The 13760-nt window shown below is 59.5% G+C and carries 12 protein-coding genes and 1 tRNA gene; 9 read left to right on the plus strand and 4 right to left on the minus strand.

Annotation, left to right across the window (positions count from 1 at the left end):
• The first annotated feature begins 1 nt into the window (after window position 1).
• Window positions 2-1282, plus strand: coding sequence for an LCP family protein (locus ACTNA2_RS06235; protein WP_441048904.1), 1281 nt, complete (start codon window positions 2-4; stop codon window positions 1280-1282).
• Between the two features lie 34 nt (window positions 1283-1316).
• On the opposite strand, the gene ACTNA2_RS06240 is transcribed toward ACTNA2_RS06235, so the two are convergent.
• Window positions 1317-1838: a nitroreductase family protein gene (locus ACTNA2_RS06240; RefSeq protein WP_441048905.1), complete on the minus strand. Its 522-nt coding sequence runs from the start codon at window positions 1836-1838 to the stop codon at window positions 1317-1319.
• A gap of 293 nt (window positions 1839-2131) precedes the next feature.
• On the opposite strand from ACTNA2_RS06240, the gene ACTNA2_RS06245 reads away from it, so the two are divergent.
• From ACTNA2_RS06245 to ACTNA2_RS06260, 4 genes are all read left to right on the plus strand, one after another.
• Window positions 2132-2422, plus strand: coding sequence for a CDP-alcohol phosphatidyltransferase (locus tag ACTNA2_RS06245; RefSeq protein WP_441048906.1), 291 nt, complete (start codon window positions 2132-2134; stop codon window positions 2420-2422).
• A gap of 181 nt (window positions 2423-2603) precedes the next feature.
• Window positions 2604-3092: a MarR family winged helix-turn-helix transcriptional regulator gene (locus ACTNA2_RS06250; protein ID WP_441041392.1), complete on the plus strand. Its 489-nt coding sequence runs from the start codon at window positions 2604-2606 to the stop codon at window positions 3090-3092.
• Window positions 3092-4816 carry an ABC transporter ATP-binding protein gene (locus tag ACTNA2_RS06255; RefSeq protein WP_441048907.1) on the plus strand — a complete coding sequence of 575 codons (1725 nt, stop codon included), beginning with the start codon at window positions 3092-3094 and terminating at the stop codon, window positions 4814-4816. The genes ACTNA2_RS06250 and ACTNA2_RS06255 overlap by 1 nt, the downstream gene beginning before the upstream one ends.
• Window position 4817: 1 nt before the next feature.
• The gene (locus ACTNA2_RS06260) at window positions 4818-6833 is read left to right on the plus strand and encodes an ABC transporter ATP-binding protein (protein ID WP_441048908.1); all 2016 of its coding nucleotides are present in this window, start codon (window positions 4818-4820) and stop codon (window positions 6831-6833) included.
• A 108-nt stretch (window positions 6834-6941) separates the two neighbouring features.
• On the opposite strand, the gene cysE is transcribed toward ACTNA2_RS06260, so the two are convergent.
• Window positions 6942-7646: a serine O-acetyltransferase gene (gene cysE / locus ACTNA2_RS06265; RefSeq protein ID WP_370450655.1), complete on the minus strand. Its 705-nt coding sequence runs from the start codon at window positions 7644-7646 to the stop codon at window positions 6942-6944.
• 223 nt (window positions 7647-7869) lie between these two features.
• On the opposite strand from cysE, the gene ACTNA2_RS06270 reads away from it, so the two are divergent.
• Complete coding sequence (locus ACTNA2_RS06270) at window positions 7870-8517, plus strand: VTT domain-containing protein (RefSeq protein ID WP_154517831.1); 648 nt, start codon at window positions 7870-7872, stop codon at window positions 8515-8517.
• A 289-nt stretch (window positions 8518-8806) separates the two neighbouring features.
• Window positions 8807-9859 carry a branched-chain amino acid aminotransferase gene (locus tag ACTNA2_RS06275; RefSeq protein ID WP_427728837.1) on the plus strand — a complete coding sequence of 351 codons (1053 nt, stop codon included), beginning with the start codon at window positions 8807-8809 and terminating at the stop codon, window positions 9857-9859.
• Between the two features lie 558 nt (window positions 9860-10417).
• Here ACTNA2_RS06275 and ACTNA2_RS06280 read toward each other — a convergent pair.
• The gene (locus ACTNA2_RS06280; RefSeq protein ID WP_427719860.1) at window positions 10418-10969 is read right to left on the minus strand and encodes a LemA family protein; all 552 of its coding nucleotides are present in this window, start codon (window positions 10967-10969) and stop codon (window positions 10418-10420) included.
• Window positions 10970-11180: 211 nt separating this feature from the next.
• Here ACTNA2_RS06280 and ACTNA2_RS06285 point away from each other — a divergent pair, with 211 nt between their 5' ends.
• Window positions 11181-11765 carry a TetR/AcrR family transcriptional regulator gene (locus ACTNA2_RS06285; protein WP_427727644.1) on the plus strand — a complete coding sequence of 195 codons (585 nt, stop codon included), beginning with the start codon at window positions 11181-11183 and terminating at the stop codon, window positions 11763-11765.
• A 2-nt stretch (window positions 11766-11767) separates the two neighbouring features.
• On the opposite strand, the gene ACTNA2_RS06290 is transcribed toward ACTNA2_RS06285, so the two are convergent.
• Window positions 11768-11857: transfer RNA gene (locus ACTNA2_RS06290), tRNA-Ser, on the minus strand.
• Window positions 11858-11908: 51 nt separating this feature from the next.
• Between ACTNA2_RS06290 and tadA the strand changes: the two genes are divergently transcribed.
• On the plus strand, window positions 11909-13690 hold the full coding sequence (tadA, locus tag ACTNA2_RS06295; protein ID WP_441048909.1) for a tRNA adenosine(34) deaminase TadA: 1782 nt from the start codon (window positions 11909-11911) through the stop codon (window positions 13688-13690).
• Window positions 13691-13760 lie beyond the last annotated feature (70 nt).

Below are 13760 nucleotides of genomic sequence, written 5' to 3' on the forward strand. Positions count from 1 at the left end.
CATGAACCCCCGTGGCAAGCACTTTATCGATGCGGTGGATCCCGACGAAAATAGCCAGGAGAACACTTCCCAGCAACAGGTTTCCGATGTGGCGGAGCCTGCCAGCGCGCAGCAGGGTGCCGATGTCGATTCGGCATCTGACACACAAAATGGGGCGTCGAGCAAAACCGTGGGCCAGGCCGAGACTTCGGCGCAGGTTGCGGATGATATACCGCAGCCTGCTGATGATACCGAATGGCCTTCGCTCGATGAGGCGCCACCGCAGCGCCGTCGCCGTTCCCAGGAGTCGATTAAGCGCATCAAACGTCGTCGCCGCATCCGCACACTCGTGATTGTGTTGCTCGTGATCGGCGCGATTGCTGCTGCCGGCTGGGGCTTTGTGAACCACAGCGTGAACCAAGGCAAAAAGAAGATCGAGGAAAAGACCGAAAAGGTCATTAAGGCCAAAGGTGACACCATCACCTATAACGGCAAGAAGTATGCACTCAACAAGCATATGGCTACGGTGGCGTTTATCGGCTTCGATAATCGCGCGTCTGATGATGGCGCCAAAGAAGGCCAGTCGGATACCGTTATGGTTGTAGCCCTTAATACCGATACAGGCGAGGCCCGCGGCATCGTTATTCCGCGCGACAGCATGGTTGCCGTCGATACGTATGCGGGTGGTTCGTTTTCGGGTCAGGTGACCGAGCAGCTCTGCCTGCAGTTTGCCTACGGTACCGACGGTGATAATTCCTCGCAGCTGACGGCGGCAGCCGCTTCACGTGTGCTCGACAATATCCCAGTCGACTATTACTACACGCTCAACATTGAGGGCGTGGCGCCTATCAATGATTCTATTGGCGGCGTGACGCTCGTGCCGACACAGACCGTGCCGGGCACGGCAGCGGTTGAGGGGCAGGAGACGACGCTGTTTGGAATCTCGGCCGAAAAGTATGTGCAGTGGCGCGATACCACGGAGTTGACCTCGTCGCTCGATCGTACGGCACGTCAGGTGAGCTATGTGCAGGCGTTTGCGGCCAAGGTGCTCAACAGCGCCAAGAGTAATCCGGCTGTGCTGATTAACTTGTACCAGACGATGGGCGACTATACGTGGACCAATCTGGGCCTCGATGAGTTTAGCTATCTGGCGACCACGATGCTCGAGCACGGCCTGACCTCGTTTGATGTTGTGACGCTGCAGGGAACCATGCAGCAGGGCGACACCTTTGCCGAGTTCTACTTAGACCAAGACAACGTAAAACAGACGGTCGTCGACACCTTCTACCACCCGGTCGACTAATTTGTTCCGCCGTTCGGTAGAACGGCGGAACAAATTACCTAACATACACCACGTTGTCGCGGCGCGGCTTTGCCTCGGGTAGCGTGTCCTCGGCATAGCCCAGAATGCAGTTACCGACACCGCGCAGGCTGCCGTCGGCGGGCAGGCCCCAGCTGGCCAGCAGCTCCAGGCCCTCGGGCGAGTCAAAGACCTCATGCGCGCGGTGAATCCAGCACGAATCGACACCCAGTGCATAGGCGGCGTTGAGCAAGTTGCCCATGGCGAGCGAGCCGTCTTCCAGATGTGTGGGCACGCTGCGGTCAACCAGCACCACCACAACGGTCTTGGCGCCATAGAAGGGGTCGCTGTTGCTGCCCATGACCTGGGCGTTGAGCTGTGAGAGACGCTCGATGGTCGCGGGGTCGGTGACGGCGACAAACGTCACCGGCTGGCGGCCCATGCCGCTCGGTGCATATTGGCCGGCTTCGATAATACGTGCAAGCTTTTCGGCCTCGACGGGACGATCGCTGTATTTGCGGCAGCTGCGGCGGTGAATGAGTGCTTCGATAGTCTCCATGGTGTCTCCTTGCGGTGGCGTTGCAGATGCCCCGTTCATACCCGTCGGGCTCAAACGATAGACGGTCAAGTGCCCGGCAACAGGATAGATTCCAATTGGGTAAGTAGGTTTGCATAAAAGTACCTTCAAAATGTGACAAGCCAATGGGATGGTTAAACGTTTTATCCCGTCTGCCCTGCGGTTTTTACCACTTGCCTAAATGACGAACGCATAACCTCTGATAAAGGTTTTACTAAAGGAGTACCAACGTTTATCAACGCGCCGTGGTGGCGCCGGGCCAGGAGGTAACTATCATGTTCCAGGCTGGAGATGTCGTCGAGACCGATTTCGAAGGATTTCTGAAGCTGCTGCGTTCCAAGACACGCGCTTTTGTGACGATTGACGGTCACGAGTACTACATCACGCACACCGATGGCTATTGGCGTGTTCAGGATTGCGAGGCCCTCAACGATAAGGGCCACTTTACTGACTGCTCCGAGCTGGTCAACACGCTCTGCGAGGTCGTCGAGCTGCCTTGGATCTGCGGCAAAAGCCTGCACGATAGCTTCTCGGGCGCTACGGTCTACGAGGCTGTCGCCGCTTAACAGGCAATGAAATCCGATTTTCACGTGACCGCTGGCGCCGCCCCCGCGCCGGCGGTCTTTTTCTGCCGATAGGCCATAAAAGCGTAGGCATTTGCGGAGAACCTGTTGACGATAGTCAAAGCTCGGACTAATCTAGAGACACGAAATTGGTCAAAAATCGGACAATCGAATGGTGGGATAGATGAATAGTGCGGTTACGCCGGTCGACTTCGACCGGTTGCTCAATAGACTCGACCATATCTATTCGGAGTTCTCGCGCGCCTGCGGCCTTTCGGACTGCGCTTACTGGATGCTCGTCGATACCAGCACGGCAGGCGGCAGTATTGCCGTAAGCCGTCTGACAAGCGAATGGTTCTACAGCAAGCAGACCATCAACTCGGCAATTAAAACCTTGACGGCGCGGGGCTTCGCAACGTTGGAGTTTGCCGAAGGCAGCCGTAAGAACAAGGTTGTGCGTTTGACCGAAGCGGGCATGCGGTTTGCCGAGCAATATGCGCTGCCGGCGCAAGAAGCCGAGCAACAGGCTTTCGAAGTGCTCGAGCCCTGGGAACAGCGCGAAATCATGCGCCTCATCGAAAAATTTTCCCATGCGCTCGGCGATGAGTGCGATGTCTTTAAGCAGCATATCGCTGCCGAGAATCAAGGTGAGGGTGAGTCGTGCGACTGTTAATGAGGTTTTTGAAGCCCTATCGAGGGCTTGTCGCAGTGACGCTGCTGGCGCTGCTGGTGGATAACGTCGGTACGCTGTTGGTTCCCACGATGCTGGCGAACATGGTCAACACCGGCATTACCACGGGCGATGTCGACTACATCTTATGCAACGGCCTATACATGTTTATCGCGACGAGCATGGCTAGCGGCGGCACGGTGCTGGGCTGCTATCTTTCGGCGCGTCTGGCGGCTAACGTGGCCTGCGACATCCGCAATGCCGTCTACGACAAATCACTCGAGCTGTCTGCCAGCGATTTTGAGCGCTTTGGCACCGGATCGATGATCACGCGCTCACTCAACGACATCAACGTGATTCAACAGGCTGTCCTTCAGACGATTCAGCTGGTGCTGCCCGTGCCGTTCCTGGCGGTGGCGGGCATCATCTTCGCCTGGTTTATCGATCCGGCTATGGGCGTGCTTCTGGGCGTCGTGGTTGCGATCGTGCTGGTTGCGGCGGTCTTTACGGTTGCCAATGCGGCACCGATTTTTATGCGCCTACAGGGCTTTATCGACCGCATGAACGTGGTGCTGCGCGAGAATATTGTGGGCGTGCGCGTTATTCGTGCTTTTAATAAAGAGCATCACGAGGAGCGGCGCCTGGACGAGGTGTTTAGCGACTACGCCGCCAACGCCATAAAGGTCAACCACCTGTTTGTGGGCCTTGACAGCTCCAGCTTCTTTTTGATGAACATCGCCGAGGTGGCGGTGCTGTGGGTGGGCGGTAACCGGGTGGGCGCCCACGCCATGCAGATCGCGAGTATCTCGGCGGTGCTGGAGTATGCAATTCTGATCCTGTTCTTTGTGATGATGGCCCAGATGGTGGTGCTGACGCTTCCGCGTGCTGCCGCGTGCCTGAACCGTGCGCAGCAGGTGTTGGAGATTGAGCCGAGCATCGTGGACGGCGAGCGTACGCTGGGTGACGGGACGCCTGCCTCCGAGGACGATGCGGATGCTGTTGCCGTGTTCGACCACATGTCGTTTCGCTTTGACGACGCCGACGAGGACACCCTGTGCGACCTGAGCTTTGCCTGTCGTCGCGGTCAGACGACCGCGATTGTGGGCTCGACGGGCTCGGGCAAGTCGACGGTGGCAAAGCTTCTGCTGCGCTTCCACGATGCCACCAAGGGCGCCATTCGCCTGGACGGCATCGACCTGCGCGAGCTTTCGCAAGATGAGATTCGCGGGCGCATCGCCTATGTGCCGCAGAAGGCATGGCTGTTCTCGGGCACCGTGGCAAGCAATCTGCGCTTTGGCAACGAGGATGCGACCGAGGCGGACATGCTTCATGCGCTGCAGGTTGCCCAGAGCACCTTTGTGCTCGATCAGCCGCAGGGGCTCGATACTCCGGTTGCCCAGGGCGGTACGAACTTTTCGGGCGGCCAGCGCCAGCGTCTGGCAATCGCCCGTGCGCTCATGAAGCATGCCGATCTGTATATCTTCGATGACAGTTTTTCGGCCCTGGACTTTAAAACCGATGCGGCCTTGCGCCATGCGCTGCAGGACGAGACGCGCGACGCCGCGGTGCTCATCATCGCGCAGCGCATCTCGACGATTTTGCATGCCGACCAGATTATCGTGCTCAAGGATGGCGAGGTCGTGGGCCTGGGCGCGCACGAGGAACTTATGGAAACCTGCGAGGTGTACCGCGCCATCGCGGAATCGCAGATGAAGGGAGGTGAGTAGCATGACCGAGGAGCTCAAGAAGCGCAGCGACGCTATCGATGCCGTCGTTGTGGACGCGGCCGAGGAAGCGGTCGAGCAGTCTGCCGCGTCGACCGAGCTGAATGCCGCCGCCAGGGCCGCGGCCGAGCGCGAGGCTCGTCGCCAGGCGCTGTACGAGGAAAACGAGCGTGCCGAGGACGAGCGCGCCCGTGCCGAGGCAGAGCGTATGCGCGACGTGGACGACGAAGAAGAGGACGAGACGCCCCGGGATACCTGGGCGACGGTGCGCCGCTTGTGGAGCGAGGCCGCCGGCGACCATTGGCGCTTCTATATTGTATTCGCGAGCATTGTGTTCTACGTCATCTTTAACACCGCCGCGCCGGCATATAGCGCTCATGTTATCGACGAGCTGTGGGGCCATATACAGGTGGCGTTTGCCAGCGGAACGACCTTCAGCATCACCTGGGATCAGTGCGGTAAGACCATCTTTGTCTACTTTTTGATCTGGACAGCCGCCGGATCGTTCTATGCGCTGCAGAGTTTTTTGATGTCGAGCGTCGCCGAGCGACTCAACCTGCGTCTGCGCAACCGCATCGCGCAGAAGCTCAGCCGCCTGCCGCTCGCCTACTTTGACGCGCATCGCCCCGGCGAAGTGGTCAGCCGCGCGACCAATGACTTGGACAAGATGTCCGAGAGTATGCAGCGCGGATTGCTGCAGCTGCTGGTATCGATCGGTACCGTGACGGGTGCCATCATCATGATGTTTGTCTATAGCGTCAAGCTCACGTTGGTCTTTTTGGGCTTTACGGCGGTATCGTTGCTGGTGACCAAGGTGGTTTCGCGCCGAACGCATGATGTGACGGGCGAGCGTCAGGAGTGGGTGTCCAAAATCACGAGCGCGGTCGAGGAAGGCTATTCAGGCCGTTTGGTGATTCGCGCATTCAACCGCGAGCATCAGAGCTCTGCCGAGGTGCACGAGGCCTCGAGGGAGCTAGCGCGCGTGAGTACCAAGGCCGACTTTATGATCAATGCCGTCGGCCCTGCGGTTCGCTTTATCGGCCGTTTGGCGCAGATCGTGATCGCGCTGGTGGGCTGCAGCATGCTGGTCGCCGGCCACATGACCGTCGGCGTGTTCCAGGCGTTCTTCCAGTTTATCTACGGGGCGTCCGAACCCATGACGCAGCTGTCGTTCACTTTCAACTCGCTGCAGAGCGCGCTGGCGAGTGCGGAGCGCGTGTTCGACCTGCTCGATGAGCCCGAGATGGAAGCTGATCCGCTGCCGGGTGATGCTGCCAGGCTGCCGGGTCGCATTGAGGGCCGTGTCTCCTTTGAGCACGTGCGTTTTGGTTATTCGCCCGACAAGTCGCTTATGCGTGACGTGTCGTTTACCGCCGAGCCGGGCCAGAAGATCGCCGTGGTGGGAACCACGGGCGCGGGCAAGACCACGCTCATCAACCTGCTCATGCGTTTTTACGAGATCGATGGCGGGCGCATTACGCTCGACGGCGTGGACACGAGCTGTATGGACCGCGGCGAGCTGCGCCAGCAGTTTGGCATGGTGCTGCAGGACGCCTGGCTATTCGATGGCACGATTGCCGAAAACATCGCCTACGGCTGTCCCGAGGCGACGCGCGACGAGATCGTGGCGGCTGCGCGCGCCGCGCAGGTCGACTTCTTTGTGCGCACCATGCCGCAGGGTTATGACACGCGGGTGGCAAACGATGCCGAGAGCATTAGCCAGGGGCAGCGCCAGCTGCTGACCATCGCACGCGTGCTGCTCAACAACCCGGCGATTCTCATCCTGGACGAGGCGACGTCGAGCGTGGATACGCGTACCGAGCTCGCCATCGGTCGCGCCATGGACGCGCTTATGCGCGGGCGCACGAGTTTTGTGATCGCGCATCGCCTGTCGACGATCGTGGACGCCGACCTGATCTTGGTCATGGATCACGGCAACATTATCGAGCAGGGCACGCATAAGGAGTTGCTGGCTGCCGAGGGCGCCTACGCCGACCTCTATCTGAGCCAGTTCGCATAATGCGACATGGGGACGGCCCCCTTGTCGCATCGGAAATAAGGCGCGCCGGGGATAGATTCCCTGGCGCGCCTTTGCGCTGGCATGAATGTTGTCATTGGCCGTCCGTGTCTAGCGTTCGTCCACAAGTTTGGCAACGAGGGCTTTGAGCTCGGCTACCTCTTGCTCGAGTTCTTTGACGCGGCGGGCGTTCTCGGTGATGCCCTGACGGTTGAGGGCGGACTGCTCGGCGGCATCGTCAGGCATGTACTCGCGGTGCTGCTTGGCGTCGAAGCTCTCCTCGAACACGCGGCAGCCGTTGCGCTTGATGATGCGTCCCGGTACGCCCACGACGGTGCAGTTGTCGGGCACGTCCTTGACGACAACCGAGTTGCCGCCGATTTTGACGTTGTTGCCGATGCGAATGTTGCCGAGCACCTTGGCGCCCGTGCCCACGGTGACGTTGTTGCCCAGGGTGGGGTGGCGCTTGCCGGTTTCGTTGCCGGTGCCGCCAAGCGTGACGCCCTGGTAGAGCACGCAGTTGTCGCCCACGATGGTGGTTTCGCCGATGACGACGCCCATGGCGTGGTCGATAAAGAAATGCTTGCCGATCTGTGCAGCGGGATGAATCTCGACCCCGGTGATGTGGCGGGTGATTTGCGAGAGCACACGGGCGAGCGAGCGATGACCGTGCTCCCACAGCCAGTGCTCGGGCACGTGGTTCCACTTGGCGTGCAGGCCAGGATAGGAAAGGAAGATGACCAAACCGTTTTGCGCGGCGGGGTCCTGCGTCTGGACGGTCTTGATGTCCTCGCGAATGGTATTGATAAAGCTCACCGGCCGCCCTCCCTTAGCGCCATGGCAATGCGATTCAATAAAGTATAGCGATTCGCTAGGGATTAGGAAGAATAATCTTGGCGGCTTTGCATGACAGGTGTCAGTTATGCAAACTTGCTGGTAATGGAGTCATGCTTTTGTGGGGTTGCGCACGAGGGGGCACCGTAACCGTATACTGGTCAACTTGGACGTATCCGCGCCCACAACTGAGAGGTTTTACTTCATGGGTTTCATCAATTTTATCGCCGAGCTACTCAAAGACCCGCGCACCGCGATTGCCAGCTGGATCGCCGCCGGCCCGCTTATGGCCTACGGCTGCGTGTTCCTCATTATCTTCGTTGAGACAGGCGTGGTGTTCTTCCCGTTCCTTCCCGGCGATTCACTGCTGTTTGCTTCGGGCTTCTTTGCCCATAACGGTGGCTTTAACATCGTAGCCCTGCTGGCCGTAGCATGGGCTGCTGCCATCCTGGGAGACCAGTGCAACTTTATGATCGGTCACTTCTTTGGCAAAAAGATCATCGCTTCGGGCAAGGTCAAGGCCATGACGCCCGAGCGTATCAAAAAGTCCGAGGACTTCTTGGACAAGTGGGGTCACCTGGCCATCTTCCTCGGCCGCTTCTTCCCGTTTATCCGCACCTTTGTGCCCTTCATTGCCGGCATGGGCGGCATGCACTGGCGCAACTTTGTCATCTACAACGTGCTGGGCGGCATTACCTGGTCGACGGTCTTTACACTGCTGGGCTACTTCTTTGGTGGCATCCCCTTTGTGCAGGAGCACTTTGAGTTGCTGATCATTGGCATCGTAGCCGTTTCGATCATCCCGACTGTAGTCGGCCTGGTTAAGGCTAAGCTGGGCAAACAGAACGCGTAGTTCGAGCTGGCGCACAAATCGCGTCGCTGAGGCCCGTCACCGTTTACGGTGGCGGGCCTCTTTAGTTTCGGTCAAATGAAAATACTTTAGTTAGTTAAAGAAAAACGTTTTATCCGACGCGCGTGCGGAGTACAATCTCGTCCATGCGAATCGACGTGCCATCGGCTTCGATGTTGCCCGCGTGTCCCGTCCGGCTCTACGCTCCGGGCGTGCGACGTTGCGACACGGTCGGCCTCGGTCCTTGCGTGCGGGTTCGCGAGTATGCAACTGTGTATGTAAGGAGCGACATATGACTGTCGAGAAGAAGGATATCGATTGGGGTAGCCTCGGCTTTGGCTACATGAAGACCGATTACAGCTACGAGGCTCATTGGAAGGATGGCGAGTGGGACGAGGGCGGCCTGACCACCGACCACACCATGCATGTCTCCGAGTGCGGCGGCATCTTCCATTACTGCCAGGAGGTCTTTGAGGGCCTGAAGGCCTACACCGCCGAGGATGGCAGCATCGTCTGCTTCCGTCCCGACATGAACGCTGAGCGCATGTATAACTCTGCCCAGCGCCTCGAGATGCCGCCGTTCCCCAAGGACAAGTTCGTCGAGGCCGTCAAGCAGGTCGTTTCTGCCAACGCCGCCTGGGTTCCGCCTTTCGGCTCCGGTGCGACCCTGTACGTGCGTCCGTTTATGATTGGCTCTGGTGACGTGATTGGCGTGGCTCCTGCTCCTGAGTACACGTTCCGCATTCTCGTGACTCCGGTCGGTCCGTACTTTAAGGGCGGCCTTAAGCCCGTTAAGCTGCGCGTTTCCGAGTATGACCGTGCAGCCCCGCATGGCACCGGCAACATCAAGGCCGGCCTGAACTACGCCATGTCCCTTAAGCCCACGATGGAGGCCCATCGCGAGGGCTATGCCGAGAACCTGTATCTTGACTCCGAGTCTCGCACCTATGTCGAGGAGACCGGTGGCGCCAACGTCCTGTTCGTGAAAGAGGACGGCACCCTCGTTGTTCCTCAGTCGCACACCGACTCGATCCTGCCCTCCATCACCCGTCGCTCGCTCGTTCAGGTCGCTCAGGACCTGGGCATGACCGTTGATCAGCGTCCCGTCGAGTGGGCCGAGGTCAAGGCCGGCACCTTTGTCGAGTGCGGTCTGTGCGGCACCGCTGCTGTTATCTCCCCGGTCGGCGAGATTGACAACAAGGTTTATGGTGCCGACGAGACCGTGACCTTCCCGGCTGGCTGCACCGAGATCGGCCCTGTTATGAAGAAACTTCGCGAGACCCTGACTGGTATTCAGTCTGGTGCTGTCGAGGATAAGCACAACTGGGTTTACACCGTCGCGTAAGCTGTCTTGTATGTTCGGCCCGAGGGCGACCTTCCTTTCCGGCGCGTCCTCGGACATGAAAGAACCCCCGCTGCGCACTACGTGCGGCGGGGGTTCTTTCATCCTGCGGAGTGCGCCTGGGTGTGGGCTCCATAAGGAGCTTGGCCCTAATGACCCCGCGCAGTTCTGTAGGAAAACCGCGCACCAGGAAGAGGTGCGTGCGCGGTTTTTCGGTTGCCGCTCGCCTGGGGTGGGACGAGGCGTACATTTTTGGGAGTTTTCAGCAGCCGGGTGCGCATGCATACGGGATTTTGGGCGAAAGTCAGGCGCCGTGAGCCGCATCCTGTAGAAAATGAGTGATCCCTGAGGTGCTGAGGGCTCAGAATCAGGGTTTTCAACGCGGTTTTGTGGGCCCATTCCTGTTCCTTTGGGCTCCAGGATGCTGAAAACTCCAAAATTTGCACGCCGCCCTCTGGGGTACCTGTGGGCAAAAAGCAACCGTCCCGCCGAAGTATGCATTCGACGGGACGGTTTATGCGGTTTATGCATATACCCGATTAAGGATACGCTGCGGATCTGTTAGAACTTGACGGTCGGTGCCTGGCGGGCAGCTTCGGCGGCCTCGAAGCCCTGGCGCTCCTTAAACTGGAAGATGCCGGCAAAGATAACGGCCGGGAACGTCTGGATGGCGTTGTTGTAGCTGAGCACGCAGTCGTTGTAGCTCTGGCGCGCGTAGCTCACCTTGTTCTCGGTGTCCTCGAGCGTAGCCTGGAGCTGCATAAAGTTGGTGTTCGCCTTAAGGTCGGGGTAGGCCTCGGCCACGGCAAAGAGCTGGCGCAGTGCACCGGTCAGCACATTGTCGGCTTCCATTTTGGCCTCGGGGGTGGTGGCGCTTACGGCGGTGTTGCGCGCGTTGATCACGGCGGCGAGCGTGTCCTGCTCGTGCTTGGCGTAGCCCTTGACGGTCTCGACCAGGTTGGGGATCAGGTCGTTGCGGCGCTGCAGCTGCGTGTCGATGTTCTGCCAGGCGTTATCGATGCGATTGCGCTTGGTAACCATGTTGTTGTAGATGCCAGCGATGGCGCAGACGATCACAACGACAACAACGATACCGATGATGACGGGAAGCATGATGTCTCCGTTTCGAATGGCAGCGGCGTTTTGCGCCGGCCGTTGTTGGTATAACGTATCTAGTATACCCGCAACCTTTGGCGGTGCCGAACTTTCCGGTAAGCGTTTTGTTTCAACCAGGGAGGGGGCGCCAATATCGAACGGGTGGTACAGGTGTAAGATATGCGACAAATTACGGAATGCTGTCTACGCCTTGAGGATGGTGATACGGATGGACCTTCGCATCAAGAAAACCTATCGTGCCCTGTTCGACGCCTTTACCGAGCTTTTGGAAGAGCATCGGTTTGAGGATTTGACGGTTGCCATGCTTTGCGACCGGGCCCTGATTCGCCGCACGACGTTCTATAAGCATTTTCGCGATAAAAACGATTACTTTGCCTTCTATATCGATGAGCTTATGACGGGCTTGCCGCAAAACCAGACCGACGCAGCGGACGCGGAGCCGCTTGTGGATGTACGGGCACTTCGCCATGAGGTCTTTGACGATGCCATGAATATGGTTCTGGCGCATGAGCAGCTCATGGATAACCTTTTGGCGAGCAGCATGTCGGGCATGCTGACCGGCATGATTTGCGACCGCATCGCGCATTCCATCCGTGAGCGCGTGATGAGCTCGCTTGCCGAAGACGCCCTGGCGCCCGTTTCGCTCGAGACGACATCGGAATTTATCGCTGGTGGCATTATTCGAGTGTTCACAAATTGGTGGGAATCGGGCCACGATCTTGAGCGTCGACCCGAGATGGCCGACGTGGTCGATGCGCTGTTTGAGCGCACCATGACGCCGGTGAATCACTAAGGTGGCGGAGAGAGGGGGATTCGAACCCCCGGAACGCTCTCGCGCTCAACGGTTTTCAAGACCGCCGCATTCAACCGCTCTGCCATCTCTCCGTGAGTCGTAATGATAGCATCGTTTTGAATTTGCAACAGGGAAGGCGAACGATGACGATCACCGAAATCGACGAGAGTTTCATGCGCGAGGCGCTGGCGGAGGCGCGCGCCGCTGCGACAGTGGGCGAGGTGCCGATTGGTGCTGTGGTGGTGCGTGCGGGCGAGATTGTCGCGAGGGCGCATAATCGCCGTGAGCTCGACCAGGACCCTTCGGCACATGCCGAGTTTTTGGCCCTGTGCGCCGCCGCTCAGACGCTTGGGCGTTGGCGCCTTTCCGATTGTACGGTCTACGTGACGCTCGAACCCTGCTGCATGTGCGCGGGGCTTATGGTTAACGCGCGCGTGGGGCGTTGCGTGTATGGTGCGGCCGATGCCAAGGCGGGCGCGGTGGGCTCGCTGTATGACCTCAATGCCGATTCGCGCCTGAACCATCGGTTTAATGTGACCGCCGGCGTGCTGGCAGACGAGTGTCGCAGGGTACTGAGCAGCTATTTTGCCGGTTTGCGCGGTGTGGATGGCGCCGCGTGCGGCTGCGGTCTAAGCCTTGAGGCGCATGCCGTCCATGCCGAGGCACTTGCGGGTGTTGGGAATCTCGCCGACGAGACACTCAACTTTGGTCCTGTGCAGCGCCGGCCCCGCCGTGTGATGCTGGCGATCGATTCCTTTAAGGGCAGTGTTTCGAGTGCACAGGCGGAGTCGGCGGTTGTCGAGGGTGTACGCCGCGCTTGGCCCGATGCCGATGTGTGCACATTGCCGCTGGCAGATGGTGGCGAGGGAACGCTCGATGCCGTCGCCGCGCGCGGCGGCGAGCTTTTGACCTGCGAGGTTGCAGGGCCCTTGGGCGATCGCGTGTCTGCCCGGATGCTGGTGGACGGCGAGCACGAGTCGGCTGTAGTTGAGATGGCCGAGGCGGCGGGCATCGGGTATTCGCCCTGCACGGAATCGGCGGCGTTGGCTGCCACAACCTATGGCGTGGGCGAGCTCATGCTTCGCGCGGTCCGTGCTGGGGCAAAGACTATCTATATTGGCTTGGGCGGCAGCGCTACCAACGATGGCGGCGCCGGTATGCTGCAGGCGCTGGGCGCGAATCTTGTCGATGAGTGTGGCTGCAATATCGCCCCCGGTCTTGCGGGTCTCGAACACGTGGTGAGTATCGATTTGGCGCCAGCGCTTCGGGTGCTGAATGGCGTGCGTATCGTGGTGCTTTCCGATGTTGAGAATCCGCTCGTGGGGCGCCGAGGCGCCCTGACGGTGTTTGGCGGGCAGAAAGGCCTGCCGACGGGTGACGTCGAGGCGCTGCGCGGGTACGACGGCTGGATGGTCGGCTACGGTCGTCTGCTCGATGCGGCGATTTTCGAGATGCGAGCCCAGAAGCTTCTGCGCGCGCCCGAGGGTGCACGGTCATTTGGCTCGGTGCTTGGTGTGCCCGGTGCCGGTGCCGCCGGCGGCTTGGGTGCCGCGCTGCTGGCGCTCGGTGCGGAGCTGCGCTCGGGCGTGGAGACGATGCTCGATTTGATTGGGTTTGACGAGTGCGTGCGCGATGCCGACCTGGTCATAACGGGCGAGGGCAATATGGACGAGCAATCCGCCGCCGGTAAGGCGCCGGTAGGCGTGGCCCGTCGTGCGAAGCGATATAGCAAGCCGGTGGTCGCCGTCGTGGGCGGTCGTGCCGACAACCTGGATGCGGTGTATGGACAGGGTATCGACTTGGTTCTGCCGGTCTGCCGCAGACCCATGCCCCTTGACCAAGCGCTCGACCCCCAGGAAGCCACAACCAACCTCATCTGTGCCGGCGAGGCAGCCGCTCGAGCCTACGACCTCGGCCGTATTTAAGTTTATCCAGGCAAGTCTCAATAAGTTGCGGTGGAATAGTTCCTGTTTTTGGCCTTGGCCGTAAAACAGG

This window comes from Collinsella sp. HCP28S3_E9, from assembly GCF_052065455.1.
GTDB lineage: Bacteria > Actinomycetota > Coriobacteriia > Coriobacteriales > Coriobacteriaceae > Collinsella.

Excerpts from the sequence above, each read along its gene's own strand:
- ACTNA2_RS06250 (WP_441041392.1), top strand. The coding sequence starts at position 2,604 with ATGAATAGTGCGGTTACGCCGGTCGACTTCGACCGGTTGCTCAATAGA.
- ACTNA2_RS06275 (WP_427728837.1), top strand. The coding sequence starts at position 8,807 with ATGACTGTCGAGAAGAAGGATATCGATTGGGGTAGCCTCGGCTTTGGC.
- ACTNA2_RS06280 (WP_427719860.1), bottom strand. The coding sequence starts at position 10,969 with ATGCTTCCCGTCATCATCGGTATCGTTGTTGTCGTTGTGATCGTCTGC.
- tadA (WP_441048909.1), top strand. The coding sequence starts at position 11,909 with ATGACGATCACCGAAATCGACGAGAGTTTCATGCGCGAGGCGCTGGCG.
- ACTNA2_RS06240 (WP_441048905.1), bottom strand. The coding sequence starts at position 1,838 with ATGGAGACTATCGAAGCACTCATTCACCGCCGCAGCTGCCGCAAATAC.
- ACTNA2_RS06285 (WP_427727644.1), top strand. The coding sequence starts at position 11,181 with ATGGACCTTCGCATCAAGAAAACCTATCGTGCCCTGTTCGACGCCTTT.
- ACTNA2_RS06255 (WP_441048907.1), top strand. The coding sequence starts at position 3,092 with ATGAGGTTTTTGAAGCCCTATCGAGGGCTTGTCGCAGTGACGCTGCTG.
- ACTNA2_RS06245 (WP_441048906.1), top strand. The coding sequence starts at position 2,132 with ATGTTCCAGGCTGGAGATGTCGTCGAGACCGATTTCGAAGGATTTCTG.
- ACTNA2_RS06260 (WP_441048908.1), top strand. The coding sequence starts at position 4,818 with ATGACCGAGGAGCTCAAGAAGCGCAGCGACGCTATCGATGCCGTCGTT.
- ACTNA2_RS06235 (WP_441048904.1), top strand. The coding sequence starts at position 2 with ATGAACCCCCGTGGCAAGCACTTTATCGATGCGGTGGATCCCGACGAA.
- ACTNA2_RS06270 (WP_154517831.1), top strand. The coding sequence starts at position 7,870 with ATGGGTTTCATCAATTTTATCGCCGAGCTACTCAAAGACCCGCGCACC.